Below are 24,552 nucleotides of genomic sequence, written 5' to 3' on the forward strand. Positions count from 1 at the left end.
TCCGGTCACGGTCTCAGAATGCGGTAACCCCATTGAGGTGGGTTTTCCACCGGCTAACGGGAGAGCGGGCATGCCGCGTGATGAGGATCGAACACCCACGGACCAGGCGCTGGCCGTAAACGAAGCGCCCCGCAATCTGGGCGATCTGCTACAGCGGATCGCCCAGGTGGCTTCCGATCGCGACGAGGTCTATCTCGCCACGATCATGGATGCGTTGGGCACCCGGTCCTTCGGTCCCGTGCTGCTCCTGATCGGCGTGATACTCGTGTCCCCCCTGAGTGGTCTGCCGGGGATGCCGACGACCATGGGCATCGGTCTGGTGCTGATCTCGCTGCAATTGGTGATGGGGCGAGAAGCATTCTGGCTGCCCCGCTGGCTGCTCCAGCGCCACGTCGCCAGCCATCGGCTGCAGGGGGCGCTTGAATGGCTCGATCGACCGGCCCGATTCATCGACTGGTGGCTGCGCCCACGCCTGTCCCTGCTTGCCTCGAACGGTGGCGCGATCGTGATCGCTGCCGTGTGCCTGCTCTTGGGGTTGAGCATGCCCGTGATGGAACTCGTGCCCTTCTCGGCGACGGCCGCGGGGCTCGCCGTGGTGGCCTTCGGACTGGCGCTGGTCGCCATCGACGGGCTGTTCGTCATCCTCGGCCTGTTCTACCTGTTGACCGTGGCGAGCCTCGCAGTGGCCGGCCTGGTCGCCAACTGACGGGCCTGTCGGCCGACGCCGAGAGTTTCCTCAGTCGTCGCGCACGCAATCGATGAAATAGCGCAGCCCGTCGTCGGTTTCCTCGGCCACCAGACCGTGCACGTCGGTCTCGAATCCCGGCACCTGCTTGTTGAAGTGACGCACGAACTTCAGGTACTCGACGATGCGCGCGTTGAAGCGTTCGCCGGGCACCAGCAGGGGGATACCCGGCGGGTAGGGGGTGACCAATGACGCGGTAATCCGTCCCTCCAGATCGTCGATCGCGACGCGATCGATCTGCTTTCTCGCCATCTTCGACCAGGCATCCGCCGGGCGCATCGCCGGTTGGATATCCGAGAGGTACATCTCGGTGGTCAGCTTGGCGACGTCGTGCTCGCGGTACACCGCGTGCAGCTTGTCGCACAGGTCGCGCAGGCCGACGCGCTCGTAGCGCGGATGGTCGTTCACGAATTCCGGCATGATCCGCCACAGCGGCTGGTTGCGCTGGTACTCGTCCTTGAACTGCTGCAAGGCGGTCAGGAGCGTGTTCCAGCGGCCCTTGGTGATGCCGATGGTGAACATGATGAAGAAGCTGTAGAGACCGGCCTTCTCGACTACCACGCCGTGTTCGGCGAGATAGCGGGTGACGATCGACGCCGGGATGCCCCAGTCGTGGAAATCGCCGTCGACGTCGAGTCCCGGCGTGATGATGGTCGCCTTGATCGGGTCGAGCATGTTGAACCCGGTCGGCACCTGACCGAAGCCGTGCCAGCGGTCGTCCTCGTGCAGCATCCAGTCATCGCGCGTGCCGATGCCTTCCTCCGGGATGCTGTCCGGTCCCCACACCTTGAACCACCAGTCGTCGCCGTACTCGGCATCCACCTTCTGCATGGCGCGACGGAAGTCCATTGCCTCGAAGATCGACTCCTCGACCAGCGCGGTACCGCCCGGCGGCTCCATCATCGAGGCGGCCACGTCGCAGGAGGCGATGATCGCGTACTGCGGCGAGGTCGAGGAGTGCATCAGGTAGGCCTCGTTGAAGACGTCCTGGTCGAAGCGCTCCTTCTTGCAGTCCTGCACCAGCACCTGGGAGGCCTGCGACAGGCCGGCGAGCAGCTTGTGGGTCGACTGAGTGGAATAGATCACCGAGTCGTCACAGCGGCGCCGGTCGGCACCGATGGCGTGGTAGTCGCCGTAGAAGTCGTGGAAGGCCGCGTGCGGCAACCAGGCCTCGTCGAAGTGCAGTACCTCGACGAACCCGTCGAGCTCGTCCTTGATCTCCTCGACGTTGTAGAGAATGCCGTCGTAGGTCGACTGGGTGATGGTCAGGATCTTTGGCTGCTGGTCGTCGGCCTTGCCGGCGAACGGATGCTCGGCGATCTTCTTCTTGATGTTCTCCTTGGAGAATTCCCGGCGCGGGATCGGGCCGATGATGCCGTAGTGGTTGCGAGTCGGCATCAGGAACACCGGGATGGCGCCGGTCAGGATGATCGAATGCAGGATCGACTTGTGGCAGTTGCGGTCGACCACCACCACGTCACCCGGGGCGACGTTCGAGTTCCAGACCATGCGGTTGGACGTCGAGGTGCCGTTGGTCACGAAGAACAGGTGGTCGGCATTGAAGATGCGCGCGGCGTTACGCTCGGAGGCCGCGACCGGACCAGTGTGATCGAGCAGCTGGCCCAGTTCCTCGACGGCGTTGCAGACGTCGGCCCGCAGCAGGTTCTCGCCAAAGAACTGGTGGAACATCTGCCCGACCGGGCTCTTGAGAAAGGCCACGCCGCCGGAATGTCCCGGGCAATGCCAGGAGTAGGAGCCGTCGGCGGCGTAGCCGGTCAGGGCGCGGAAAAAGGGCGGGGCAAGCGAGCTGAGATAGCTGCGCGCCTCGCGGATGACGTGCCGGGCCACGAACTCGGGCGTGTCCTCGAACATGTGAATAAAACCGTGCAGCTCCTTCAACACGTCGTTGGGCAGGTGCCGGCTGGTGCGCGTCTCGCCGTAGAGGAAGATGGGAATGTCGGCGTTGCGAAAGCGGATTTCCTGGATGAAGTTGCGCAGCTGGACGATGACCTCGAGCGACTCGTCGACCGGGTCATTGCCGCCGTGGAATTCCTCGTCGTCGATCGAGATCACGAACGCCGATACGCGGGCCTGTTGCTGGGCAAAGGCGGCGAGGTCGACGTAGCTGGTAACCCCGAGCACCTCTTCGCCCTCGGCACGGATCGCTTCGGCCAGCGCGCGAATGCCCAGGCCCGATACGTTCTCGGAGCGAAAATCCTCGTCGATAATGACGATGGGGAAGCGGAAGATCATGGATGGTCAACCTCGGGATCCGCAGGTGGCTGTCTCGGCGAAACCAAAGCCCGTTCGTCGGGTCGGAGAGAGTGCCGCGCCAATGGCAAAACCCGGGGCAGGGCCCCGGGCGAAATCGTGGGCCAAGTTTACAACAAATGCCCGCCGGCGCCGCGCCGATCGTCGGCCCAGGGCGGCGCTCGATACGCATGATTTTGTCTTGCCGCCTTGGTGGTGATCCATGACCGGCAATGACAGACCTTTCGACCAAGGTGGCAAGCATGTCCGATTCGACACAGTCGCAACCCGACCCCACGGATGAGGTGGCAAGGGAACCTGACGGCCTGGTCTCCCTGCTGCAGCTGCTGGCCAATGTCCGCGAGGAGGGCGGCTCGGTGCGACTGGGCACGGTGCTTGACCTGGTCGGTCGGCGCTCGTTCGGGCCGATGCTGTTGCTGGCCGGCCTGATCACCGTCGCCCCGCTGATCGGCGACATCCCCGGGGTGCCGACGTTGATCGGCATGTTCGTGTTCCTGATCGCGCTGCAACTGATGCTGGGGCGGGAGCACTTCTGGCTGCCGGGGTTCCTGCTCGAGCGGGAGATCCGCCGGCGGACGCTGCACAAGGCCGTGGTCTGGATGATGCCCACCGCCCGGTTCATCGATCGATTCCTGCGCCCGCGCTTGACCTTCCTCGTCAACGGGGGCGCGAGCTACGGGGTGGCGCTGCTTGCCATGCTGGTCGCCCTGTTGATGCCGATGATGGAGTTCATCCCGTTCTCGGCCAATGCCGCGGGACTGACCCTCACCGTGTTCGGTCTTGCCCTTATCGCCCGCGACGGCCTGCTCGCCTTGATTGCCTTCGCCCTGACCGGGCTCAGCCTTGGGGTGATCGTGTGGGCCCTCTTATGAGTTGTCCGGAATTGGAGCGGACCGACGGGCGAGCAGCGGACGCATGGCCACGACGCCAAGTACCGCGCCGGGGAGCAGCAGCCAGCTCACCCCGGCCCCCATGTCCTGCCACAGGGCGGTGGTGAGCGGGATCGCCAGTGCACTTAGTCCAAAGCCAATACTGTTCATGATGGCCAGGGCGCTGGCCACGCCCTCGGGGGGCGCGTGCGCGCTGGCCAGGGCAGAGAACTGGGCCGAATCGGCAATGACCGCGATTCCCCAGATCAGCAACGCGGCAAGCGCCAGGCCCGCGGATACCTCGGTCAACCACGGGTAGACCAGGCAAAGGGCGCCCGAGACGCTCAGGGCGATCACGGCCACGCGGGCACTACCCAGGGTGCGGGAAAGCCGTCCGGCCAGCACGCAGCCGGCCGCGCCGAGTCCGATCACGGTGAAGGCGAGCAGGGCGACCACGGCGGAGGGTGCCTGCGGGTAGAGCGCGCCGACAAACAGGGGCACGAGCACCCAGAAGGCATAGAGCTCCCACATGTGGCCAAAGTAGCCCAGGGCCGCGGCCCGGAATCCGCGCCGGGCGAACGCACGGAACGCGCCTCCCCATTGCAGCGTCGCGGACCGGGCCAAGTGAGGGCCGTCACCGAGCCAGGCGATCAGCCCACCCCCGGTCACCGCCAACAGCGAGGCGAAGGTGACCGCCCAGGGCCAGGCCAGCCCCAGGCTCAGCCCCTCCAGCAGGTGGGGTGTGGCGGTGCCGAGGGTGAGCATGCCGACCAGCCAGGCCAGGGCCTCGCCGCGACGCTCCGGCGCCCAGCTCACCACCAGCTTCATGCCGACGGGGTAGATCCCCGCCAGGGCAAATCCGGTAAGGAAGCGGTAGATGGTGGCCGTTGCCATGTCCTGCGCCAGCCAGGCCAGCGCCAGGTTCGCCGTGGCCCCGGTCATCGCCGAGACCAGGAACACCCGGCTGGCCGCGAAACGATCGGCGACGCCCGACACGGCGAACAGCAGGGTGCCCACGATAAAGCCCAGCTGGACCGCCGCGGTGAGCGTGCCGATATCGGCCGGCAGCAGATCCCAGTCGCGCATCAGCGCATCGCCAACCCCGTTCGCGCTGAACCAGAGCGAGGTGCCGAATAGCTGGGCGAGGACGATGAGGGGAACGGGACGCATCAGCCGGGCATGATACCGACATCCGCGCCGGGATGACGCGAGGGCAGCTCAGGTGTTGGCTGACATGGGTTTCGAAACAGATAGTCCAGGCAAGAAAAAACCCCGCACAAGGCGGGGTTTTTGCGTCGACCGGATTCGGCCAGAGTTAGATCTGGACGTTTACCGCGGCCGGGCCCTTCTGGCCTTGCTCGACCTCGAAGGTGACGGTCTGGCCTTCGGCCAGCGACTTGAAGCCGCCGCCCTGGATGGCGCTGTGATGGACGAATACGTCCTTGGAGCCGTCGCTCGGGGCGATGAAGCCAAAGCCTTTCTCGTCACTGAACCACTTAACGGTGCCTGTAGCCATGATGGATACCTCTGATGCTATGCATGTGCATATTTGGATTGAAAAACGAGGGGGTACTGAAGGACTGCAAAAGCGTCAGAGAACTGCAAATCGTAGCGGGGTAATACAAACTGGATAATTCAATCTGTGGTCCTGCGGGGTTCGAGCCTGGTGCAATTGAGGAGTCCTTAACCGATTCCTCTCGGGAAAGCGTTGTTTCGTTTTCCCGGAGCGCATTATCCGCCTTCGCCCTCTCAAACCCTAACTTTTTTTTCCAAGCCAATGATTTTTCGCCAACTCGGGCGGTGCGGCAATGCGGCACAACGCGATAATAGGTGCCTGTTGCACGAACTAGGGCGCTTTTGCCGTCGATTTCGGCGACGCAATGTCGCGAAACGTTTTGCCGCCCATCGCGGCTTCTGGCTCGACCGGACCGCAACACTTGCGGTTTTCGGCCGCAAAACGCCGGCCGACGAGCGGTCCTAGCCGTCGGTGACGGCCTTTTCCGTGGCGATTCCGGTGCCAACGTCGGTGGCAATGGTGGCAGACAGGACGTGCCGCTCGCCCGGGCCGAGGCGGTAGGCATTGTCCAGCGCGTTCGCGGTCTCCACGCACAGCATCGTTGACCAGGCGTCATCCGGGATGTCATCGAAACCGCGCACACCCTCCGGTCCGGGATTCCAGACAACGGTGGTGGCACTGCCGTCCTTGGCGATGCGCAGGCGACGCCCGGCATCGTGGATCACCGCCTCGCCTCGGTGGTCGAAGAACACCCGGTCGATCGGTGGCTGGACGATCACATCGGACGATTGTCGGCCACGGACACCCCCTTGCTGCTTGTCCCAGTAGCGCAAGCCCGCCAACCCGTCGATATGGACGCCGCGCGCATCGCGTACGCGGAAGTAGCTGTGCAGTGCCTCGGATACCTGCCATTCGGCATCGCCACGGTTCTCCGCGGCCAGTTCCAGGTGCAGGCGCTCGTCGAGGCGGACGGTCAGCGTCAGGCGAAACGGATGGGGCCACTGCGCTCGCGTGGTGTCGTCGTCCGTGAGGCTGAACACGGCAATGGCCTGGCGCTCGTCGTTGTCCATCCGCTCGATCTGCCAGGGCAGGTGTCGGGCGAAGCCATGGGCACCGCGGTCGGGGTCGCTGGGATGGGCGCCGAACCACGGCCAGCAGACCGGGATGCCGCCCCGGATCGGTCGACTGCCGTCCAGGCGGGAGGTGGGGCTCAACCAGAGCACGTCGGTGTCACTGGCATCCCGGTATTCGACGACGGTGGCGCCGAGGCGGGCGATGGTCGCCCGGCCGTGCGGGGTCGAGAGTTCGACGGTCTCGAGATCGCCCAGGCGGGCGAGGCGAGCGCTGGTCAGGTCGCGCATGATTGTGGCCCCCGAAGATCGGTCAGGAATCGGGTTGTTCCGGCCCGACCACCCGGTCGCGCCCGAGTCGCTTGGCCGTGTAGAGGCGCTGATCGACGCGGTGGACCGAGTCCTCCGGGGAGAGTTCGGCCGACAGGGCCGCCACGCCGAAGCTGGCCGTGACCCGCCCGACCTCGGGAAACTCGCTACTTCGGACCAGCTCGCGGAGCTTCTCGGCCAGCACCATCGCGGCGGCCTCGTCCGTGTCCGGCGTGATCAGCATGAACTCCTCGCCACCCCAGCGGGCGAAGCTGTCGGTGGTGCGGACGTGTTCGCCGACCAATCGGGCGAAGCGGGTGAGAACCGCGTCCCCGCACGGGTGACCGCAGTCGTCGTTGATCTGCTTGAAGTGATCGATGTCGATCATGATCAGGCTGGCCGGGTGGCCGTAGCGCTGGACCCGTTCGTGCTCGTGGTCGAGCAGCTTCTCGAAATGCATCCGGTTGATCAGGCCGGTGAGCATGTCGGTGGTGGCCAGGCGCTTGAGTTCGTTTTCCGTATGGACGCGGTCGGTGATGTCCTTGCCTACGGACACGTACCCGGTGAGCTCGCCGTGCTCGTCACGCACCGGCGTGATGGTCTCCTCCATGTGGATGAGCTGACCGTTCTTCCGCTTGTCGATGAACGTGTCGCGGAACACCTCGCCGCGTTGCAGCGTGTCCCAGAGGCGTTGGTAGAAACTGCGATCGTGCATGCCCGATTGGAGCACGCTGGGGTTCTTGCCGCGCACCTCGGCCCGGCTGTAGCCGGTGTGGTCTTCGAAGGCACGGTTGACGTCCAGGATGCGGTTTTCCCGGTCGGTGATCACCACGCTGTCACTGCTGGCGTCCAGGGCGTAGACCAGCATCTGCCGGCGCTCGTGCTCGCGCGTCTCCTCGGTGATGTCGCGCTGGACCGAGACGAAGTGGGTGATGTCGCCCGACTCGCCGCGCACCGGCGAGATGCTCCACTCGACGTCATAGGCCGAGCCGTCCTTGCGGTAGTTGACGGTCCGAGCCGAGAAACGCTCGCCGGCCGCCAGGGTTTCCCGCAGGCGATCGAGCATCTGGCGGTTAGTGCCTTCCCCCTGGAACAGCCGCGGCGAGTTGCCCAGCAGCTCGTCCAGCTCATAGCCGGTCATGGCCAGGAACGCCGGGTTCGCGTAGACGATTTCCGGACCGGGACGATCGAGTTCGGCCGTGGTGATCACCACGGCGTCGAAGGATTGGTCCACGGCGGCCTGGAGCAGCCTCAGGTACTCGAGATCGTGCATGGGGCCGTCAGCTCAGCGTGTGGATGGTCGGGGAAGGGCGGCAGACAGTGGCCCGGCGGCCGTTGGTCGGTCGCCGGTCTGCCCGTCCTAGCCTAGGGAATCCCGCCCCCGATTGCCATGACAGTACGGTGGCGAGAGAAGCGGCAATCACCCGTAGCGGATCTCGACGATTTCCCAGGCCAGATGGCCGCGGTCGTCGCCGGCCGGCAGCCGCACCACGTCACCGGGGCGCCGCCCGATCAGCTTGCGGGCCACCGGCGAGTCGATGCTGATCCAGCCCTGGCTCGGATCGATCTCGTCGGGCCCCACCAGTCGCAGGGTGCGTTCGAGTGCCTCGGGCTCGCATTCCATCTCGACGAAGGCCGCGAAATAGACCTTGTCGGTGTTATCCGGGGCGCGATCGACCACCTTGAGGTTCGGCAGGCGCTTTTGCAGGTAACGGATGCGTCGGTCGATCTCGCGCAGGCGCTTCTTGCCGTAGATGTACTCGGCGTTTTCCGATCGATCCCCCAGCGCGGCGGCCTCGGAGACCGCCTGAACCACCTCGCGGCGCTCGACGCGCCACAGCCGGTCCAGCTCGGCCTCCAGCGCCTTGAAGCCGGGCCGGGTGATGATCGGCGTGCTCATCGCTCGCCGCCGGCCGGGGTCTTCTCGAGGGTTTTCTGGATGGCGCTGACGGCGTGCGCGAGATCGCGCAGGCGGGTGTCCTTGAGCTCGCCGCCGGCCGCACCCGGGTGGCCGCCGCCTCCGAAATAGCGCGCGGAGATCTCCCCGGCGTTGACGCCGGGGTTGGCGCGCAGCGAGAGCCGGCCGTTGCCGCGGATGCCCATCGCCATGTCGATCTGGCCGCGCACCTCCATCATGTCCATGATCACGCCGCGCCAGACGTCGTGCGGCCAGTTGAAGAACACGCCCGTGCGCACGCCCTCGATCTCCAGCACCGGCACGAAATCCTCGTCCAGCACCGAGGCCGACAGCATGTGGAACTTGTCGTTGAGCGGCAGGTTTTCGTCGTTGAAGACGCGCTTTTCCACCCGACCCTTGAGGAAGGCCTTGCGCACCTCGAACAGCTGGCGCTCGAAGGCCTCCAGCGACTCGCCGGACTCGTGCGAACGGAAGAACGCCTCCATTACGTGGAAGCGGTAGGCGCGCTTGAGGTCCTTGAGCGGCGGGGCGAGGTGGTCGTCCTGCATGACCAGGCCGATCAGGTAGATCGCACGGCGGAAGTCGTCGTGATCGCGCAGCCAGCGATCGCCCACGTCGATGAACTCGGCGCGCTGGCGCATCAGCTCGCGCTTGCCCTCGTCGAACTGGTCGGCGACGGCGTCGAAGGCCAGCAGGCTCGCGCAGCGCTCGGTGTCCAGGTAGTACCAGTCAAACGCCTCGGCGCAATCGGCGCCGGTGGCGTGATGATCGAGCAGCTGCAGCTCGATCGGCACCTTGCACTTGGTCACCCGCTTGTCCAGGGCGCGCGCCTGGTCGAGTGTGAGGTTGAGGTCGGTGATCAGCAGGCCCGCCGGCTCGCCACCCTTGACGATGCGCCCGATGATCTCGTCGATCGCGTTGTTGATGTCGCGGTAATCGGCGTTGAAGAAATGGCAGCGCTGGTCGGTCTGGTCGACCATGTACTGCGCGCCGTAGCCGTCGAGATCGGTATGCGACAGGTGATACAGCCAGCCTTCGGGGCGGATGATGTTCGGAGTGCTCATGGATGCTCGCTGACAGCGACCGGCAAGGTGTCGGTCGTGAATGAAAGGGTGGTTGCAGGATGTTGACTGACCGGGAAAACTCAAGGGTTTCCCGGTGGTCGCTGGAGGGGGCGTTACTGCCGGCGCCAAGTGGTGCCCTGCGCCCCATCCTCGAGGGTAATGCCGTTGTCCAGCAACAGGTCACGGATGCGATCGGACTCCTCGAAGTTCCGGGCCGCGCGGGCCTCGGCGCGCTGGGCGATCAGCTGGTTGATCTCGGCGTCGTCGAAGGTGTCCTCGCGATCGCCCTCGGCGCTCCAGTGCAGAAAGGCGTCCGGGTCGAGCTGGCCGAGGTTGAGGATCGCGCCCATCGCGTTGATGCTCGCCGCGTGCGGGGCGGCCGCTTCCTTGTCCTGCTCGCCGATCTTGTGCACCAGGCTCAGTTGTTCGTGGATCAGGGCGATCGCCTTGGGCGTGTTGAAGTCGTCGTCCATTGCCTCGTGGAAGGCGTCCATCACCTCGGGGATCGGCTCGGCGTTCGCCGGCAGCTTCTTCAGGGCGCTGTACCAGCGTGACAGGCTCGCCTGGGCGGCATCGAGGTTCTGGTCGGAATAGTTGAGCGGGCTGCGGTAGTGGCTGGAGAGGATGAACAGGCGGACCACCTCGGGATGGTAGCGTTGGGTCACCTCCTCGATGGTGAAGAAATTGCCCAGCGACTTGGACATCTTCTCGTCGTCGACCCGGACGAAGCCGTTGTGCATCCAGTAGTTGACGAAATGGCAGCCCGTGGCGCACTCGCTCTGGGCAATCTCGTTCTCGTGGTGCGGGAACATCAGGTCGTGCCCGCCCCCGTGGATGTCGAAGGTGGTGCCGAGCGCGTCGGTCGACATGGCCGAGCATTCGATGTGCCAACCGGGCCGCCCCGGACCGAAGGGGGCCTCCCACTGCGGCTCGCCCGGCTTGGCGTGCTTCCAGAGCACGAAGTCGAGCGGGTCGTCCTTGGCCTCATCGACCGCCACGCGCGCGCCGGCACGTAGGTCGTCCGGGTCGCGGCCGGAGAGCGAGCCGTAGCGCTCAAAGGTCGAAACGTCAAAGTAGACGTCGCCGTTGTCGGCGCGGTAGGCATTGCCGCGCTCGATCAGCGTCTCGATCATCGCGATCATCTCGTCGACGTTCTCGGTGGCGCGCGGCTGCGAGGTCGGTGGCAGGCAGCCCAGCGCCTCGGCGTCCCGGCGCATCAGCTTGATGAAGCGGTCGGTGAGCGACTCGATGCTTTCGGCGTTTTCGGCGGCTCGCGCGATGATCTTGTCGTCGATGTCGGTGATGTTGCGGACGTAGTTGACGTCGAAGCCGCGCTCCTTGAGGTAGCGCACCACCATGTCGAAGACCACCAGCACCCGGGCGTGCCCGATGTGACAGCGGTCGTAGACCGTCATCCCGCAGACGTAGATGCCGACGTGACCGGGTCGGATCGGGGTGAACTCGCGCTTGGCGCGGGCGGCGCTGTCATAGATTGTGAGCATGTTGGCTACGATTCCGGGTCGAAGGTCGGGAAGGAAACTCTGCACGAATGCCAAGCCCCGCAGGGCGCGTCTTGAGCCGGGCATCTGCTGCGTTGTCGTCCGAGGATGCGGGAATCACCCTTCCGCGGCGGACGAGCGCCTTGCATCTGCCCGGCTCGGGACGCGCAGAGCGGTATGGCATTCGTGCTGAGTTTCCTTAAACTGTTTCGCATTCTGGCAAAGGCGCGGGCCGAGGGCATCACGCCATCGAGCAAACGCGTAGTTTAACGGTCCCTACTGACGAGATAAAACGCATGAGTGACATCAAGAGCAAGATCCGCTTCTCCACCCGCCTGGGCGACATCGAAATCGGCCTCTACGACGACAAGGCCCCCAAGACCGTGGAGAACATCCTTGCCTATGTCGATTCCGGGCACTTCGCCGGCACGACCTTCCACCGCGTGATCCCGGGCTTCGTCGTCCAGGGCGGCGGCCTGACCCCGGAGATGGAGCAGAAGGCCACCCGAGCGCCGATCGAGAACGAGGCCAATAACGGGCTGAAGAACAAGCGCGGCACGCTGTCGATGGCCCGCACCCCGGACCCGCATTCGGCGACCAGCCAGTTCTTCATCAACCTGGCCGACAACGCCTTCCTCGACTTCTCTTCGGAGACCCCGCAGGGTTGGGGCTACGCGGTGTTCGGCGAGGTGATCAACGGCATGGACGTGGTCGACAAGATGGCCACCCTGCAGACCGGGTCGCGTTACGGCCACCAGGACGTGCCGGTTGACGACGTGCTGATCGACAAGGCCGAGCGCATCGACTGAATCGCACGGAAATCACGGGCAAGGAGAAGAGCCGGTCCATGGCCGAAACCCTGATCATCGCCGACCTCCATCTCGCGCGAGCCGAGCCCCGCACGCTCGCGTTGCTGGACGTCTTTCTCGAGCGCGCCCGCGATGCCGAGGCGGTCTACATTCTCGGCGACCTGTTCGACTACTGGATCGGTGACGACCAGCCGATCGATCCGGTGATCGCCGAGCGACTCGAACGCTTCGCCGACCTGTCTGCGAGCGTGACGTTTCAGCCGGGCAACCGGGACTTTCTGGTCGGCAACGACCTGCTCAAACGCCTGGGTGCCAAACAGCTGCCCGACCAGACCGTGCTCGAGCACGCCGGGCGCCGCTGGCTACTCACCCACGGCGACGAGCTCTGCATCGACGATGCCGCCTACCAGGCGATGCGGGCACAACTGCGCGACCCGGCCTTCGTGCGCGATTTCCTCGCCCGGTCGCTTGCCGAGCGCATCGCGATCGCCGAGGACCTGCGCAAGCAGAGCAGGACGGCCTCCTCGAGCAAGCCCGAGGACATCATGGACGTCAACGCCGCGGCGGTCGACGAGATACTAGAGCGCACCGGTGCCGACGGCCTGATCCACGGCCACACCCATCGTCCGGCCATCCATCGACTCGAGGACGGTCGCCCGCGGGTGGTGACCGGAGACTGGGGCGAAAGCGGTTGGCTGGTCGCCCTCGATGACGATCGCGTGACCCTGGAGCGATTCACGCCCGAGGAACGCGAGATCGTCGCCGCCTGGCCGACCCGTGGGGAGGTGGGCGCATGAACCTGCCGATGACGCTGACCTGGTTGCGGATCGCGGCGATCCCGCTGCTCGTGGTCGTGTTCCTGTTCACGCCGGTGGAGTTCGCCCGTCCCGCCGCCGCCTGGATTTTCGGTCTGGCCTCGCTGACGGATTTCCTCGACGGGTATCTCGCCCGCCGCTGGAACCAGCAGTCGGCCTTCGGTGCCTTCCTCGACCCGGTGGCGGACAAGCTCATCGTCGCCGTGGCGCTGGTGTTGCTGGTCTTTACCGACGGCGATCTCCCCATCGTGATCGCCACGGCGGTGATCATCGGTCGGGAGGTGTTCGTCTCGGCCCTGCGCGAATGGATGGCCGGGCGCGGCATCAGCGCGGCGGTAAAGGTCTCCTCGCTGGGCAAGCTCAAGACCACGGCGCAGATGTTCGCCATTCTGTTCCTGCTTTACCACTTCCCCCTGTTCGGACTGATCGACGTCCACGTGATCGGCTACTGGCTCCTGATGGTTGCCGCGCTGCTGACCTTCGTCTCCGGCGCCCAGTACGCCCGCGCCGCGGTGGTCGCCGTCAAGCAGGCCGAGGCGGAATCCCAAGCGCGGGACACCTGACGTCGACATGGCGGCCATCTGGCGTGCCCTGTCGCGCGGCCTGCGGTTGCTGGCCTACCTGGTGGCCGGTCTCTGGCACGCTCGGCGACTGGCCGGCCTCGACGAGGCGGCTCGGTCGGAGCAGGTCCGGGCCTGGCTGGACGGTGCGGCCCGGGTGCTCGGCGTACGCGTTCGCGTCGAGGGCCGTGAGCGGTTGTCCGATCTGCCGTCTGGCAGCCTCTGGCTGCCCAATCACGTCAGCTGGCTGGACATCCCGTTGCTGGGCGGTCTGCAAGGGGGAACCGTGTTTCTGGCCAAGAGCGAGATCCGCCACTGGCCGGTGATCGGTCGGCTGGCGCGACTGGCGGGGACGGAATTCATCGAGCGCGGTCGCGGTAGCGAGGCCGCGGGCGAGGCGGTGGAGCGGGGGCTTCGGCACGGCCGCCAGATGGTGGTTTTCGCCGAAGGCACCACCACGAACGGTCACACGGTCCGTCGGTTCCACGCCCGCCTGCTCGGCGCGGCGGTGCGCCTGGAACGCCCGGTGGTACCGATTGCGCTGCGTTACTTCGATGTCGCCGGCAACCGCAGCACGGCCCCGGCGTTCATCGACAACGAAAGCCTGTGGCCCTCGTTGTGGCGGGTGCTCTCCGGCAAGGGGCTCGAGGCGCGGATCGACGTGCTCGAGCCCATCGTCCCGCGCCCCGACGAGACACGCAGCGAGCTTGCCCGCCGGGCTCACCGCGCCGTGTCCGCCCACGTGACCCATCGCGAGGATCAGAGTGCGACGCCGGGGTCGTCGACTGACGGCTGACCCCCGCTGGTACGCCTCGACTATCTGACTTTCGACTGAGGCAGTCCTGCCTCGCTCAGTTTCCCATCACCCCGCGCATCAGCTGCTGCAGATCGACCGGCTTGCTCGGCATGACGAAGCGGCCGTCGGGTTGCGGGTCGTCCGAGATCGACTCGAGTCGAAAATCGTCGCCGAAACGCAGCACGGCCAGTCCCCGTCGCTCGAGCTCGCGCTCGGCGGTCTCGTGACCGCTCACGCCGGTGCCTCGGGCGATTGCCCGCGTCATGCCGCCAAGCAGGGCGTCCTGCATCTCCATGACCAGGGGATCATCGGTCAGCACCGCCTCGTCGATGCGCGCACGTCCTTCGCTGTCCACCCAGCTCACCCGGTAACGCTCGCCGGCCACTCCGGCGACGGTTTCCGGCTGGCCGGTGGGCTCCAGCGCGGTGATCTGGGTGGGCACCACGGCATCCGGCCCCAGGCGGGCCAGGGCGTTGTGCTGGCCCAGGAGGGCGGCCAACTGGTCGAGGTCCATCGCGACCGGGTGGCCCGCCACCTTCGCCACCCCGTAGGCCTTGCCGTCAACGGCGATCACGTGGGCGGTTTCGTTCGGGGTGTCCAGTCGACTGCGCTCCGGGGCCTGCCAGCTGAACGTCAGCGACGGCATGGACGCATCGGCGGTCTGAAACACGGCTCTGCCATCGGCCATGACGGTCGTGTGGATACCGGCACCGAGGCCGACGACAAGCAGCGAGTGGATCAATCGTTTCAAGCGCGGCTCCCTTCAATTGGCGGATCGAGAGGATTCGACCGTGGCGGCGCCCGGTAATTCCGCGCGGACCGTCGAGAGGGCGACTCTCAGCGAATGACCCTTGGGATGACCCGGGTGTAGGCGATCAGCCCGACCAGTTCGATCAGCGACTGCAGGATGATCACGGTCACGGCGGGTTGCAGTAATCCCGGCAAGGCGAGGGCGATCGGCAGGACCATGAAGGAGTTTCGACTGCCGGCGCTAAAGGCGACGGTGCGCCGGGCGTGAACCGGCAGGTTGGCCAACCGTCCTGTCATCTCGGCGATCCAGGGCACGCTCAGGACATAGAGCAAGAAGACCACCGCGACCGGCCAGAGCGTGGCCAGATCGCCGGTTACCTGCGGGGCGTGACCGACCATGATCACGAGGAGCACCACGGCCAGCAGCGGCACCGGCAGCCAGGCGAGCCGCTCGGTCCAGCGCGGCCCGGTCGGGCGGCGTCGTTCGCCAATGTCGGTAAGCCAGGCCGCCAGCAGGGGAAGGAGGATGATCAAGACGAACGCGCCGACCATGCTGTCGATGGGCAGGTCCGCCCGGATGTCGCTTGCCGTAAACGCCCACAGGTAGACGGGCAGAAGCAGGATCTGGGCGAGCAGCAGCAATGGGGTGGCGGCGATCGCGCGCGGCACGTCGGCCCGACCCAGTTGCGAGAAGCTGATGAACCAGTCGGTGCAGGGCACCAGCAGGACCAGGAACACGCCGAGGGCGAGCACGGGGTCATCAACGAACACCCGTGTCAGGCCCCAGACGAGCAACGGCACCAGCAGGAAGTTGACCGCCAGCATCACGGTCAGAAAGCGGCGATCGCCGAATGCCTGGCCGATGGCCCCCAGGTGGGTCTGGGTAAAGGTGACGTAGAGCAAGACGGCCAACAGCGGCCAGATAAGCCAGTCGAGCCAGTCGAGCCAGTCGCCGGTGGGTGGGGTTGTCAGGCCGATGACCAGCCCCGCAGTCACGGCGACCAGGTAGACAACGACCTGGTATTTCTCGAGGACCAGTCGCGTATCGCGCCGTTCGGTTACCGCGGCCATCCTATCGTCGCGCGATGCCGATCAGCCGCTCGCCGCCGACCACCACCAGGTAGATCGCGCAGGCGGTGGCAATGATGGCGGGTCCCGAGCCGATGTCGAACCAGTAACTCGCGTACAGGCCGGCGAGGCAGAACAGCAGGCTGAATGCCCCGGAGAGCAGCATCATCCCGCCAAGGGTGCGCGTATAGCGCTGGGCAAGGTAGGGAGGCAGGGTCAGCAGTGCGATTACCAGCAACAGGCCGACGACCTGGATCATCATCACGACGGTCTCGGCGACCAGCAGCAGCAACATGAAGTACAGGCCGGTCACCGGGATGCCCCGGGTGCGTGCGTAGACCGGGTCGAAGGAGAACGACAGCAGGTCGCGGTAGTAATAGAGCGCCAGGGAGACGATCACCGCATCGATGCCCGCCATGAGCCACAGATCGACCGTCGCAACGGTAAGGATCGAGCCGAACAGATAGGTCATCAGGCCGGCCTGGTAGCCGGGCGTGAGCTCGACCAGGATCAGGCCCAGGGCCATGCCCGCCGCCCAGATCACGCCGATCAGGGTATCGGTCCGTTCGCGTTTTCGGCGCGTCAGCGCACCCAACAGCAGGGCGGCGCCCGCCGTGAACACCCCCGTGACCGGCAGCACCGGCAGCCCGAGGTAAATGGCGGTCCCCACGCCGCCGTAGGCCGTGTGGGCAATCCCGCCGGTCATGAACACCAGCCGGTTGACCACCACCAGCGCACCGACGATGCCGGCGGCAATGCTGATCAGCACCGCGGCGATCAACGCGTGCTGAACGAATCCCTGGCCGAGCAGCTCGAGCAGGCTCATCGTGCCTCACCTCCCGGGTGGCTCGATGACGCCGACGGCGCCAGGTGGGCGTTGAGCGCCGAGTGACCCATCGGGCAGTCCGCGCCATGCTGGCCGTACATCAGGCCCAGCATTTCCTCGGTGATCGCCGGCCCATCGCCGCTGACCAACCAGCGGTTCACCGCCAGCACCTGCGAGACGGCCTGCCGGGTGATGCCGAGATCGTGGCTGACCATCACCCGCGTGAGCGTGCCGCCCAGCCCGTCGAGGGTCTCGTGGATGCAGGCGCGGCCATACGGGTCGATATTGGAAAACGGCTCGTCGAGCAGCAGCAGCTCGGGCTCCGTGATCAGGGCGCGAGCGATCAGTACGCGCTGTCGCTGCCCGCCGGAAAGCGCCCCGAACGGGCGCTGGGCCAGTTCAGGAATGCCGGTGCGCTCCAGCGCCAACTGGGCGCGCGCCCGCTCGTCGGCATGGAAGCCGGGACCGTGACGGCGCCCGTGCGGCAATCCCATCAGGACTACCTGCTCGACGGTGGCCGGAAACCCCGGGGCGAGATTGCCGTGTTGCGGGACGTAGCCGATGCGCTCCGGGTGCCGGCCCGGCTTGTCGCCGAAGACGCGCACCGTGCCGGCATCGGGGCGATACAGGCCCAGGATCAGGTGGAGTAGGGTGGTCTTGCCGCCCCCGTTCGGGCCGACGATCACGGCAAAGGCCCCGCGCGGGATGACGAGATCGATACGCTCGAGAATGGGTTCGCGGTCGAACCCGAAGCTCACCCCGTCGAGGACGATCGCTGGCTGGTCGGTCTCGGGAGTCGACATGCGGGTCTCAGTGCTCGTGGCCGTTATGGCCGGTGACGTCGGACGCGGTGTCCCCGTGGAGCGCCTCGGCCAGGGTCGTGGCGATGGCCCGCATACCCGCCGGCCAGTCGCGCGCCAGCGGGTCGAGCGTGAGCACCTCGCCACCGATCTCGCGGGCGATGGTGCGCGCGGCGCCCTGGGCGAACTGGGGCTCGATGAAGATCACCCGGATACCGAGCTCTCGGGCCCGTTCGATGATACCGGCCAGTTCACGCGGTCCGGGCTCCTTGCCCTCGACCTCGATGGGCATTTGCTCCAGGCCGTAACTGGCGCCGAAGTAGCCGAAGGCTGGATGGAAAACCAGGAAGCGGCGCGCGCCAGGATCGATGTCGGTCAGGGCATCCAGAATGGCCCCGTCGATGTCGTTGATTTCCTCGGCGAGTTGGCGAAAGCCGCGATGAAATGCCGCAGCCTGTTGCGGGTTGGCCTCAATGAGCGCGTCGCGGATGGTTTCGGCCTGCAGGCGGACCAGCGGCGGTGACAGCCAGACGTGCGGGTCGCGGGCGGACGCCTCGGGGGCGTCATCGTGGTCGGGTTCTGCGTGGTCGTCACCGTGGTCATGGCCGGCGTGGGGCGTCATGGCCCGGCGTTGAATGCGGGCCGTGGTGTCGATTACGGCCATGTCGGGGTTGCTGGCGCGAAAGCGGGGCAACCAGCCTTTCTCGAAGGGCACGCCGACGGAGAAATACAGCTCGGCCTTGGACAGCGCGGCCATCTGCCGTGGCGTGGGCTCGTAGGTGACCGGTTCGGCGTTTGCCGGCACCATCACCTGCACCTCGACGTGATCTCCGCCGATTGCCTCGACCAGGTAGGCCTGCGGCGGGATCGAGACGGCAACTGGCAGGGTGGCGGCCTGAACCGGTGACGCCAGGAGCGCAGCGGCGAGGATCGCCCCGGTTGCAGCGAATCCCGGGCGGCCAAGGCGGCAGGTGATCGACCAGAGGCTGAAGCGGTGGCGGTTCATGGGCGGCTCTCTCGGGGTCTCGTCGTCGCGTCGGGGCATCACCACAGGGGATGACAAAACGTTATTGTATAACACTAACGCGCCGATTCATGCCAGCCGGTTTCCAACGGCTAGCGGTCAGGCCCGCCGCCACGGCCACCGACCGCGCCAGGCGAGTCGCCGATGGACGTTGGCCAGCCGGTTGGTGAGCAGGCGGGCCTGCCGTCGGCTGGTCGAGCGGGCGTAACGCGACGCCTCGAGCAACTGCCCGATGCGGCGCAGGTCGTCGGCGGCAAACGGCAGGGCCAGGGCCGCGCGCTTCAACAGGGCCCGTTCGCTTTCCGAGGTATCCCGCCGGATGCCCAACCGGGCCAGATCTTCCTGGAGTCGGGTCCACAGGTACTCGGCCTCGCTGCCCGCCTGCCGGCGACGTTCACGGCGGGCGAGGACCAGTAGCAGGCCCCACCACAGGCTCGCCGCAATCGCCAGTGCCCACAGTGCGCCCCATACCGGGTGGGTCATCGCGAGACCGATCCGGCCGAGCCAATCCTGCTGAAATCCGCCGTCGTAGCCGAGCACGTACTGGTTCCAGCGGTTGTCGAGCTGTTCGGCCAGCAGTCGCATCTGTCGCCGGAACGAGCCTTCGTCGCGGCGCACGGTGGCGGGCAGATCGGCATCATCGGCCGTCGAACGGGCGATCCCTTCGTCGATGCGTTCGGGCGCTACCGCGGCGGTGGGATCGACCCGTTGCCAACCGTCGGCCGCGGTCCAGACCTCGGCCCAGGCATGCGCATCCGACTGGCGGACCACGAGGAACTCGCCGTTGAACTCGCCCCCCTGGTAGCCGGTGACCACGCGGGCGGGCACGTCGGCCGCGCGCATCAGGCGCACGAAGGCATCCGCGTAGTCCGCGCAATAGCCGCGTTGCGTGTCGAACAGGAAGGTATCGGCACGATCCGCCCCGCCGCGTCGCCCGGGCGAGCGGCTGTACTCGAAGGGCTGTTCGCGAAAGTAGGCCAGCGCCCGCTCGATGCGTTCGGCCGGGGGGCGATCACGCCACTCGGCGGCAAGGTCCGCCAACAGGGGGTTGAGCCCACCCCGGGCCAGGTACTGCTGCCGACGGAAACGCGGCAGGCTGCCGGCCTCCAGCCGGTAATCGAGCGCCGAGGTCATCGAGTAGCGCAATCGATCGTCGACCGCTTGCTCGCGCTGCACCACCAGGTTGCCGTCGACCCGGCTTCGTCGGGGTGTCTCGACTGCGGCGGCGAGGCTGGGCAGTTGGCGAGAGGCGGTCGGCTCGAGGGTGATCTCGTAGGCCACCCGGGAGTCGTCCAGGGTTTCCAGGCGGGGCGAGCCGGTGGCCGGGTCGGCCACCCAGCTTTCCGGGTCGTCCTCGGCAAATCCGCTCATCACGAACACGCGCCAGTAGCGCTCCCGGGGAGGAACCGGTGAGTCCTCGAAGCGTACCCGAAAGGCGGGAGTGGGATCCTCGGCGAGTTCGTCGAATTGCCCCGGGCGCATCTGTTCCGAAAGCCCCGTCTGCGCCTGCCCACCGGGTTGCTGCACGCCCCACAAGGCCCCCGGTGGCCGGGGAAACAGCGCAAACAGGATCAGGGCAAAGGGCAACCCGAGCAGCAACAGCCGGCCGGCCTCGCGCAGGCGCTGACCAAGGGATTGTCCGGTCGACACGCCCGCCTGGGCAATGCCCATCCACGCGCCCACCAGCAGCCAGAAAAGCAGCATCACCAGGGCAAAGATCGGCATGGCCTGGTCGAACAAGAGCACGCTGATCAGGAGGAAGAAGGTCAGGAGCAGGACACTGACCTGGTCGCGGACCTCGTGGGTTTCCAGCAACTTGAGCCCGGCGGCGACCACCAGCAGCGCCACGCCGGCATCCCGGCCCCAGAGGGCGTGAAAGTGCAGCACCACCACGGCGGTGCTGCCAGCGGCAAGCAGCAGCAACAGCCAGCGCGGCGGCAGCGGCAGGCCGGCGACTTCGTGCAGGCGCCGCCAGACGAACGCCGCCACCACGATCGGCAGGACCGCGACGGGGAGGTGCGGCAATAACAGGCCGACCGAGCCGACCAGCACCAGCCAGAGCAGCGGGTCGAGGCGGGGCGCCGGCATCAGTACGACTCCCCGGGAGGGACGTGATCGAAACCCTGCGCGTCCCGCGGGCGCTCGAACCGGGCGAGTTGCTGCAGCGCGGCGCGATACCGGCCGGCGCGGTTGGTGCTGCTGTCCGCCCGGATCGCCTCCTTGCCGGGCAGCAAAAGCACCCATGGGCGCCGGACTCGCTCGAGCTCCATCAAGCGTTCGGTCATGGCCGACAGCCGGACCTCGCGTGGCCCGACGAAGGCCGCGTAATCGATGCGCTCGGGGTCGGGTTGCTCCTCGTCGCTCTCCGGGTGCCGCGTGAGGAGCTGTCCGGACTTTGCGTAGTGACGGAAGACGACATGCCGGATCGGGTCGCCGGGGTGATAGCCACGCAGGCGGGTCGGATCCCCCTCCATCGCGGGTTGCGCGCCGGACGCCTCGTTCGAATGCCGCTCCCCCCGTTGCTCGCCCGGTTCGGGACTGGGGTAGACCCATTGCCCGATTCCCGGCGACAGGCGCCGGCTGATCCGCCAGAGCCCCAGCGGGTAGGGGGTTTCGAGGGTGATTTCGGGCAGGGGGAGGTAGCCACGTGGTTCCCCCGGCAGGTCGAGCGACAGGGTGGTGCGGTTGCCGGCAGTCGCCGAGGTCGGCTCGACCCGATCGGTGCCCGCATCGACCACGAGCGGGGGCAGGTTGCGGTTGGGTGTTCCCAGTTCGATGGCGAACGAGCCGGGTGCGCCGGCCGGGCGCATCTCGGGGGGCATGACCCGGGCGGTGACCGCGGACAGGGCGCGCCAGCCCTGCCAGGCGCTGTTGATCATCAGCGCGATCATCATGAAGGCGATCAGGAAGATCAGGTTATTGCCGTAGTTGATCGCGGCCAGCAGCATCGCCGCGGTAATCACCGCCAGCCCGAGGGCAAAACGGCGTGGGCGGATCTGCAGGGATGAGGGCAGGGGCTGGCGCTGCACGAATCGGATCGCTCCCGCGTTACGGCGTCGGCACGCGCTCGAGCAGCAGGTCGGCGGCGTCGCGTCCGTCATGGCCATCCAGCCCGACGCGGTGATTGACCAGATCCGGCAGGACGGCCTGGACGTCGTCGGGCAGCACGTGATCGCGCTGGTCGATCAGCGCCCAGGCCCGCGAGAGGTTGAGCAGGGTCAAGCCGGCGCGCGGCGAGAGACCCACCCGGAATTCCGGCGCCTGGCGGCTCGCCGCCAGCAGCGATTGGACGTAGCCGGCGATCCGATCGGCGACGTGTACCCGCGCCGCCTGGGCTCGCAGGTGTTGCAATCCCTCCACATCGACGACCGGCTCGACCTCGTTCAGGTGAGCCCGCCCGCCACCGGAGAGCAGCATCTCGCGCTCGGTCTGGGCGTCCGGGTAACCCAGGCGAATAACCATGGCGAAGCGGTCGAGTTGCGACTCGGGCAGGGGATAGGTTCCGGCCTGGTCGAGCGGGTTCTGGGTGGCGATGACGAAGAACACCGCCGGCAAGGGGTAGCGCTTGCCGTCGACGGTGACCTGACGCTCTTCCATGGCCTCGAGTAGCGCGCTCTGCACCTTGGGCGGGGCCCGGTTGATCTCGTCGGCCAGCAGCATCTGGGTGAAGACCGGCCCCGGCACGAAACGAAAGCCCGAGGGCGCGCCGGCGACCCCGGGCTGGAAGATCGAGCTGCCCACCACGTCGGCCGGCAGCATGTCGGCCGTGAACTGCACGCGCTTGAAGGACAGGCCGAGCACCTGCGCCAGGGTGTGCGCGAGCGTGGTCTTGCCCAGGCCCGGCAGGTCCTCGATCAACAGATGCCCGCCGGCGAGGATGCAGGTCAATGCCTTGCGAATGGCCGGGCGCTGGCCGACCACCACCGAGGCGGTACGGTCGATGATGCTCGGGCAGATGGTGGCGTCCATGCGGGTGTGGTGCTCCTCGCTCGGTTTCGGCTCAGTTTGGCGGTCGTGTTGCCGCCAGATCCAGTTTTGCCTGGTAGGCGCGCCGATAGGCATCGATCAGCGCCGCGTGGCGGGGTTCGTTGCGAAAGCCCGGCTCCAGCGGCGTGAGTGGATGATAGCCCCATTGACCGGCCAGCACCCGGGAGGCCTCGTCAACGCGCTTGCCGGGGAACAGCGCCTCGAGTGATCGACGCGTCGCCTCGGAGGAGAGGCCCGCCTCGCTCTCGAGTTGCCAGAGGACCTGGGCGGCGCGATAGCGCTGCTGGCGCGCGGCCGGCAGGGGCGGCACGCTGGCGAGCCAGTCGATGTCCATGCCGATCTCGTCGCTCTCGCGTGGCTCGATTGCGTGGGCGTGCAGGCGGGCGAGCACCTCCACCTCGCCAATGCGGGTGCCGGCCCAGACCGAATCCGGCCCGGCGCACAGGCCGATCACGTCGGACACCGGGGTGAGCGGGTCGAGTGCAAGCTCGGCGATGGCCGCGGCGAACTCGCGGCTTTCCTCGGGGGTGAGCCGATCGAGACGCTGGAAATAGGGCAGCAGGGCAAGCCCCTGGTTGTTGTTGCGCTCGATCAGCTCCTCGACCGGGTAGATCTCGGAGACCCCGGGCACCAGGATGCGGCAGGCCGGCAGCCCGAGGTGCTCGAAGTCGGCGATGTAGACGTCGTGACCGAGTTCGTGGAACGTCGCGATCAAGGCCTTCTCGTACTCGACGTTCTTTTCGTGCCGGGTCATCTCGGCCACGTCCTCGGGCTCCATGCCCCAGGGGGTGAACGGGTAGTCCGGTTCGTCGCGCAGCATCTGCCACGGCAGGATGCCGGAGGAGTCGATGAAATGGAGCTCGATGTTGTCCGGGTCGGCGGCCAGTTCCTGGTCGGCGGTCGGGGCGGGAAAGGCGTGCAGGTCGTCGAGATCACGGCCCTGGACCAGCTCGGTGAGCGTGCGCTCGAGCGCCACGTCGAAGCGCGGATGGGCACCGAACGAGGCGAACACCCCACCGGTCTCGGGATCGTAGAGCAGCACGCAGATCACCGGGAAGCGCCCACCCAGGGACGCATCGAAGGCTCGCGCGGCAAAGCCGGACTCGTTCAGGGCCTCGAGTGCCGCCCGGCTGGCCGGGAAGCGGGCCATCACCTCGTCGGGGATTTCCGGCAGGGCAATGCCCTCGGTGATGATCTGCTCCTTGACCGAACGTTCGAACACCTCGGACAGGCCCTGCGTGTGCGTCTCGGCCAGGGTGTTGCCGGCCGACAGGCCGTTGGAGACGTACAGGTTGCCGACCACGTTGACCGGGAAGAAGATCGTCGCCCCGTCGCGTTGGCGGACGAACGGCAGCGCGCAGATCCGGTCGCCCTCGCCACTGTTGAGATCGGCCCAGTCGGCGGTGGTCTCGAGCGCATCGCCCCCGTAGAAACTCCACAGTCGGTCATCGAGCAGCCCCTCGGGGCGTTCGCCGGGAGCGCCCAGCGTGAACCAGCGTTCGGCCGGGTCGTGCAGGGTGCGGCCATCGACGCTCGCGAGCTCCTGGTGCCAGTGGAAGTCGGCAAAGAAGTACTGCGAGGCCAGTCGCTCGACGAACTCGCCCAGCGCCGAGGCGAGTGCCGCCTCGCGGGTCGCGCCCTTGCCGTTGGTGAACAGGGCGGGGCAGCCCCGATCCTTGATATGGACCGACCAGCAGTTGGGTAGCGGGTTGCGCCACAGGCTCGGTTCGATCTCGAATCCGAGGTCGCTCAGGCGGCCCTGGACGCGGGCGATGGTGTCTTCAAGCGGCGCGTCCTTGCCGGGGATCAGGGTTTCAGTCATTCGGGAATCGTGTCTCGTGGGGCGTGAAAAGGAC

The 24,552-nt window shown here is 66.8% G+C and carries 23 protein-coding genes; 6 read left to right on the forward strand and 17 right to left on the reverse strand.

What is annotated here, in order from left to right; genetic code table 11:
- The first annotated feature begins 70 nt into the window (after positions 1 to 70).
- The gene (locus FAZ79_RS01745) at positions 71 to 706 is read left to right on the forward strand and encodes an exopolysaccharide biosynthesis protein (protein ID WP_136866189.1); all 636 of its coding nucleotides are present in this window, start codon (positions 71 to 73) and stop codon (positions 704 to 706) included.
- Positions 707 to 736: 30 nt separating this feature from the next.
- On the opposite strand, the gene FAZ79_RS01750 is transcribed toward FAZ79_RS01745, so the two are convergent.
- Positions 737 to 2,998 (reverse strand): arginine/lysine/ornithine decarboxylase, encoded by a 2,262-nt coding sequence (locus FAZ79_RS01750; RefSeq protein WP_136866190.1) that lies wholly within the window; start codon positions 2,996 to 2,998, stop codon positions 737 to 739.
- 260 nt (positions 2,999 to 3,258) lie between these two features.
- Here FAZ79_RS01750 and FAZ79_RS01755 point away from each other — a divergent pair, with 260 nt between their 5' ends.
- Complete coding sequence (locus FAZ79_RS01755; protein WP_136866191.1) at positions 3,259 to 3,888, forward strand: exopolysaccharide biosynthesis protein; 630 nt, start codon at positions 3,259 to 3,261, stop codon at positions 3,886 to 3,888.
- On the opposite strand, the gene FAZ79_RS01760 is transcribed toward FAZ79_RS01755, so the two are convergent.
- From FAZ79_RS01760 to cysS, 7 genes are all read right to left on the reverse strand, one after another.
- On the reverse strand, positions 3,883 to 5,055 hold the full coding sequence (locus tag FAZ79_RS01760; RefSeq protein ID WP_136866192.1) for an MFS transporter: 1,173 nt from the start codon (positions 5,053 to 5,055) through the stop codon (positions 3,883 to 3,885). The two genes, FAZ79_RS01755 and FAZ79_RS01760, sit on opposite strands and share 6 nt — an antisense overlap.
- 145 nt (positions 5,056 to 5,200) lie before the next feature.
- Positions 5,201 to 5,401, reverse strand: coding sequence for a cold-shock protein (locus FAZ79_RS01765; protein WP_125198616.1), 201 nt, complete (start codon positions 5,399 to 5,401; stop codon positions 5,201 to 5,203).
- 461 nt (positions 5,402 to 5,862) lie between these two features.
- On the reverse strand, positions 5,863 to 6,762 hold the full coding sequence (locus tag FAZ79_RS01770; protein ID WP_136866193.1) for a D-hexose-6-phosphate mutarotase: 900 nt from the start codon (positions 6,760 to 6,762) through the stop codon (positions 5,863 to 5,865).
- A 22-nt stretch (positions 6,763 to 6,784) separates the two neighbouring features.
- The gene (locus FAZ79_RS01775; RefSeq protein WP_136866194.1) at positions 6,785 to 8,053 is read right to left on the reverse strand and encodes a diguanylate cyclase; all 1,269 of its coding nucleotides are present in this window, start codon (positions 8,051 to 8,053) and stop codon (positions 6,785 to 6,787) included.
- 147 nt (positions 8,054 to 8,200) lie between these two features.
- Positions 8,201 to 8,680, reverse strand: coding sequence for a transcription elongation factor GreB (greB, locus tag FAZ79_RS01780; RefSeq protein WP_136866195.1), 480 nt, complete (start codon positions 8,678 to 8,680; stop codon positions 8,201 to 8,203).
- Complete coding sequence (locus FAZ79_RS01785; RefSeq protein WP_136866196.1) at positions 8,677 to 9,762, reverse strand: DHHA1 domain-containing protein; 1,086 nt, start codon at positions 9,760 to 9,762, stop codon at positions 8,677 to 8,679. Before FAZ79_RS01785 ends, greB begins: the two co-directional genes overlap by 4 nt.
- A gap of 113 nt (positions 9,763 to 9,875) precedes the next feature.
- A complete protein-coding gene (cysS, locus tag FAZ79_RS01790; RefSeq protein ID WP_136866197.1) occupies positions 9,876 to 11,264 on the reverse strand; it encodes a cysteine--tRNA ligase in 1,389 nt (462 codons plus the stop codon).
- 293 nt (positions 11,265 to 11,557) lie between these two features.
- Between cysS and FAZ79_RS01795 the strand changes: the two genes are divergently transcribed.
- Genes FAZ79_RS01795 through FAZ79_RS01810 form a run of 4 tightly spaced genes read left to right on the forward strand, consistent with a single transcriptional unit; the run spans position 11,558 to position 14,241 of the window.
- Positions 11,558 to 12,070, forward strand: a complete 513-nt coding sequence (locus FAZ79_RS01795) for a peptidylprolyl isomerase (protein WP_136866198.1) — start codon at positions 11,558 to 11,560, stop codon at positions 12,068 to 12,070.
- Between the two features lie 38 nt (positions 12,071 to 12,108).
- The gene (locus FAZ79_RS01800; protein ID WP_136866199.1) at positions 12,109 to 12,867 is read left to right on the forward strand and encodes a UDP-2,3-diacylglucosamine diphosphatase; all 759 of its coding nucleotides are present in this window, start codon (positions 12,109 to 12,111) and stop codon (positions 12,865 to 12,867) included.
- A complete protein-coding gene (pgsA, locus tag FAZ79_RS01805) occupies positions 12,864 to 13,448 on the forward strand; it encodes a CDP-diacylglycerol--glycerol-3-phosphate 3-phosphatidyltransferase (protein ID WP_136866200.1) in 585 nt (194 codons plus the stop codon). Before FAZ79_RS01800 ends, pgsA begins: the two co-directional genes overlap by 4 nt.
- 7 nt (positions 13,449 to 13,455) lie before the next feature.
- Entirely contained in the window at positions 13,456 to 14,241 is a 786-nt protein-coding gene (locus FAZ79_RS01810; protein WP_136866201.1) for a lysophospholipid acyltransferase family protein, read from the forward strand.
- 55 nt (positions 14,242 to 14,296) lie between these two features.
- Here the strand turns inward: FAZ79_RS01810 and FAZ79_RS01815 are convergent, their stop codons facing one another.
- From FAZ79_RS01815 to FAZ79_RS01855, 9 genes are all read right to left on the reverse strand, one after another.
- The gene (locus FAZ79_RS01815; RefSeq protein WP_136866202.1) at positions 14,297 to 14,992 is read right to left on the reverse strand and encodes a hypothetical protein; all 696 of its coding nucleotides are present in this window, start codon (positions 14,990 to 14,992) and stop codon (positions 14,297 to 14,299) included.
- Between the two features lie 86 nt (positions 14,993 to 15,078).
- Positions 15,079 to 16,062, reverse strand: a complete 984-nt coding sequence (locus FAZ79_RS01820) for an arsenic resistance protein (RefSeq protein ID WP_136866203.1) — start codon at positions 16,060 to 16,062, stop codon at positions 15,079 to 15,081.
- 1 nt (position 16,063) lies between these two features.
- Entirely contained in the window at positions 16,064 to 16,885 is an 822-nt protein-coding gene (locus FAZ79_RS01825) for a metal ABC transporter permease (RefSeq protein ID WP_136866204.1), read from the reverse strand.
- Positions 16,882 to 17,688, reverse strand: a complete 807-nt coding sequence (locus FAZ79_RS01830) for an ABC transporter ATP-binding protein (RefSeq protein WP_136866205.1) — start codon at positions 17,686 to 17,688, stop codon at positions 16,882 to 16,884. The genes FAZ79_RS01825 and FAZ79_RS01830 overlap by 4 nt, the downstream gene beginning before the upstream one ends.
- A gap of 7 nt (positions 17,689 to 17,695) precedes the next feature.
- Positions 17,696 to 18,691, reverse strand: a complete 996-nt coding sequence (locus tag FAZ79_RS01835; RefSeq protein ID WP_136866206.1) for a zinc ABC transporter substrate-binding protein — start codon at positions 18,689 to 18,691, stop codon at positions 17,696 to 17,698.
- 117 nt (positions 18,692 to 18,808) lie between these two features.
- Complete coding sequence (locus FAZ79_RS01840; protein ID WP_169303524.1) at positions 18,809 to 20,797, reverse strand: DUF3488 and transglutaminase-like domain-containing protein; 1,989 nt, start codon at positions 20,795 to 20,797, stop codon at positions 18,809 to 18,811.
- Complete coding sequence (locus FAZ79_RS01845; RefSeq protein ID WP_169303525.1) at positions 20,797 to 21,738, reverse strand: DUF58 domain-containing protein; 942 nt, start codon at positions 21,736 to 21,738, stop codon at positions 20,797 to 20,799. The genes FAZ79_RS01840 and FAZ79_RS01845 overlap by 1 nt, the downstream gene beginning before the upstream one ends.
- 19 nt (positions 21,739 to 21,757) lie before the next feature.
- Positions 21,758 to 22,678 carry a MoxR family ATPase gene (locus FAZ79_RS01850; RefSeq protein WP_136866209.1) on the reverse strand — a complete coding sequence of 307 codons (921 nt, stop codon included), beginning with the start codon at positions 22,676 to 22,678 and terminating at the stop codon, positions 21,758 to 21,760.
- Positions 22,679 to 22,709: 31 nt separating this feature from the next.
- Positions 22,710 to 24,518: a YcaO-like family protein gene (locus FAZ79_RS01855; protein WP_136866210.1), complete on the reverse strand. Its 1,809-nt coding sequence runs from the start codon at positions 24,516 to 24,518 to the stop codon at positions 22,710 to 22,712.
- Between the last annotated feature and the right edge of the window lie 34 nt (positions 24,519 to 24,552).

It is taken from the genome of Guyparkeria sp. SB14A, assembly GCF_005096345.1.
Classification (GTDB): Bacteria; Pseudomonadota; Gammaproteobacteria; order Halothiobacillales; family Halothiobacillaceae; genus Guyparkeria; species Guyparkeria hydrothermalis.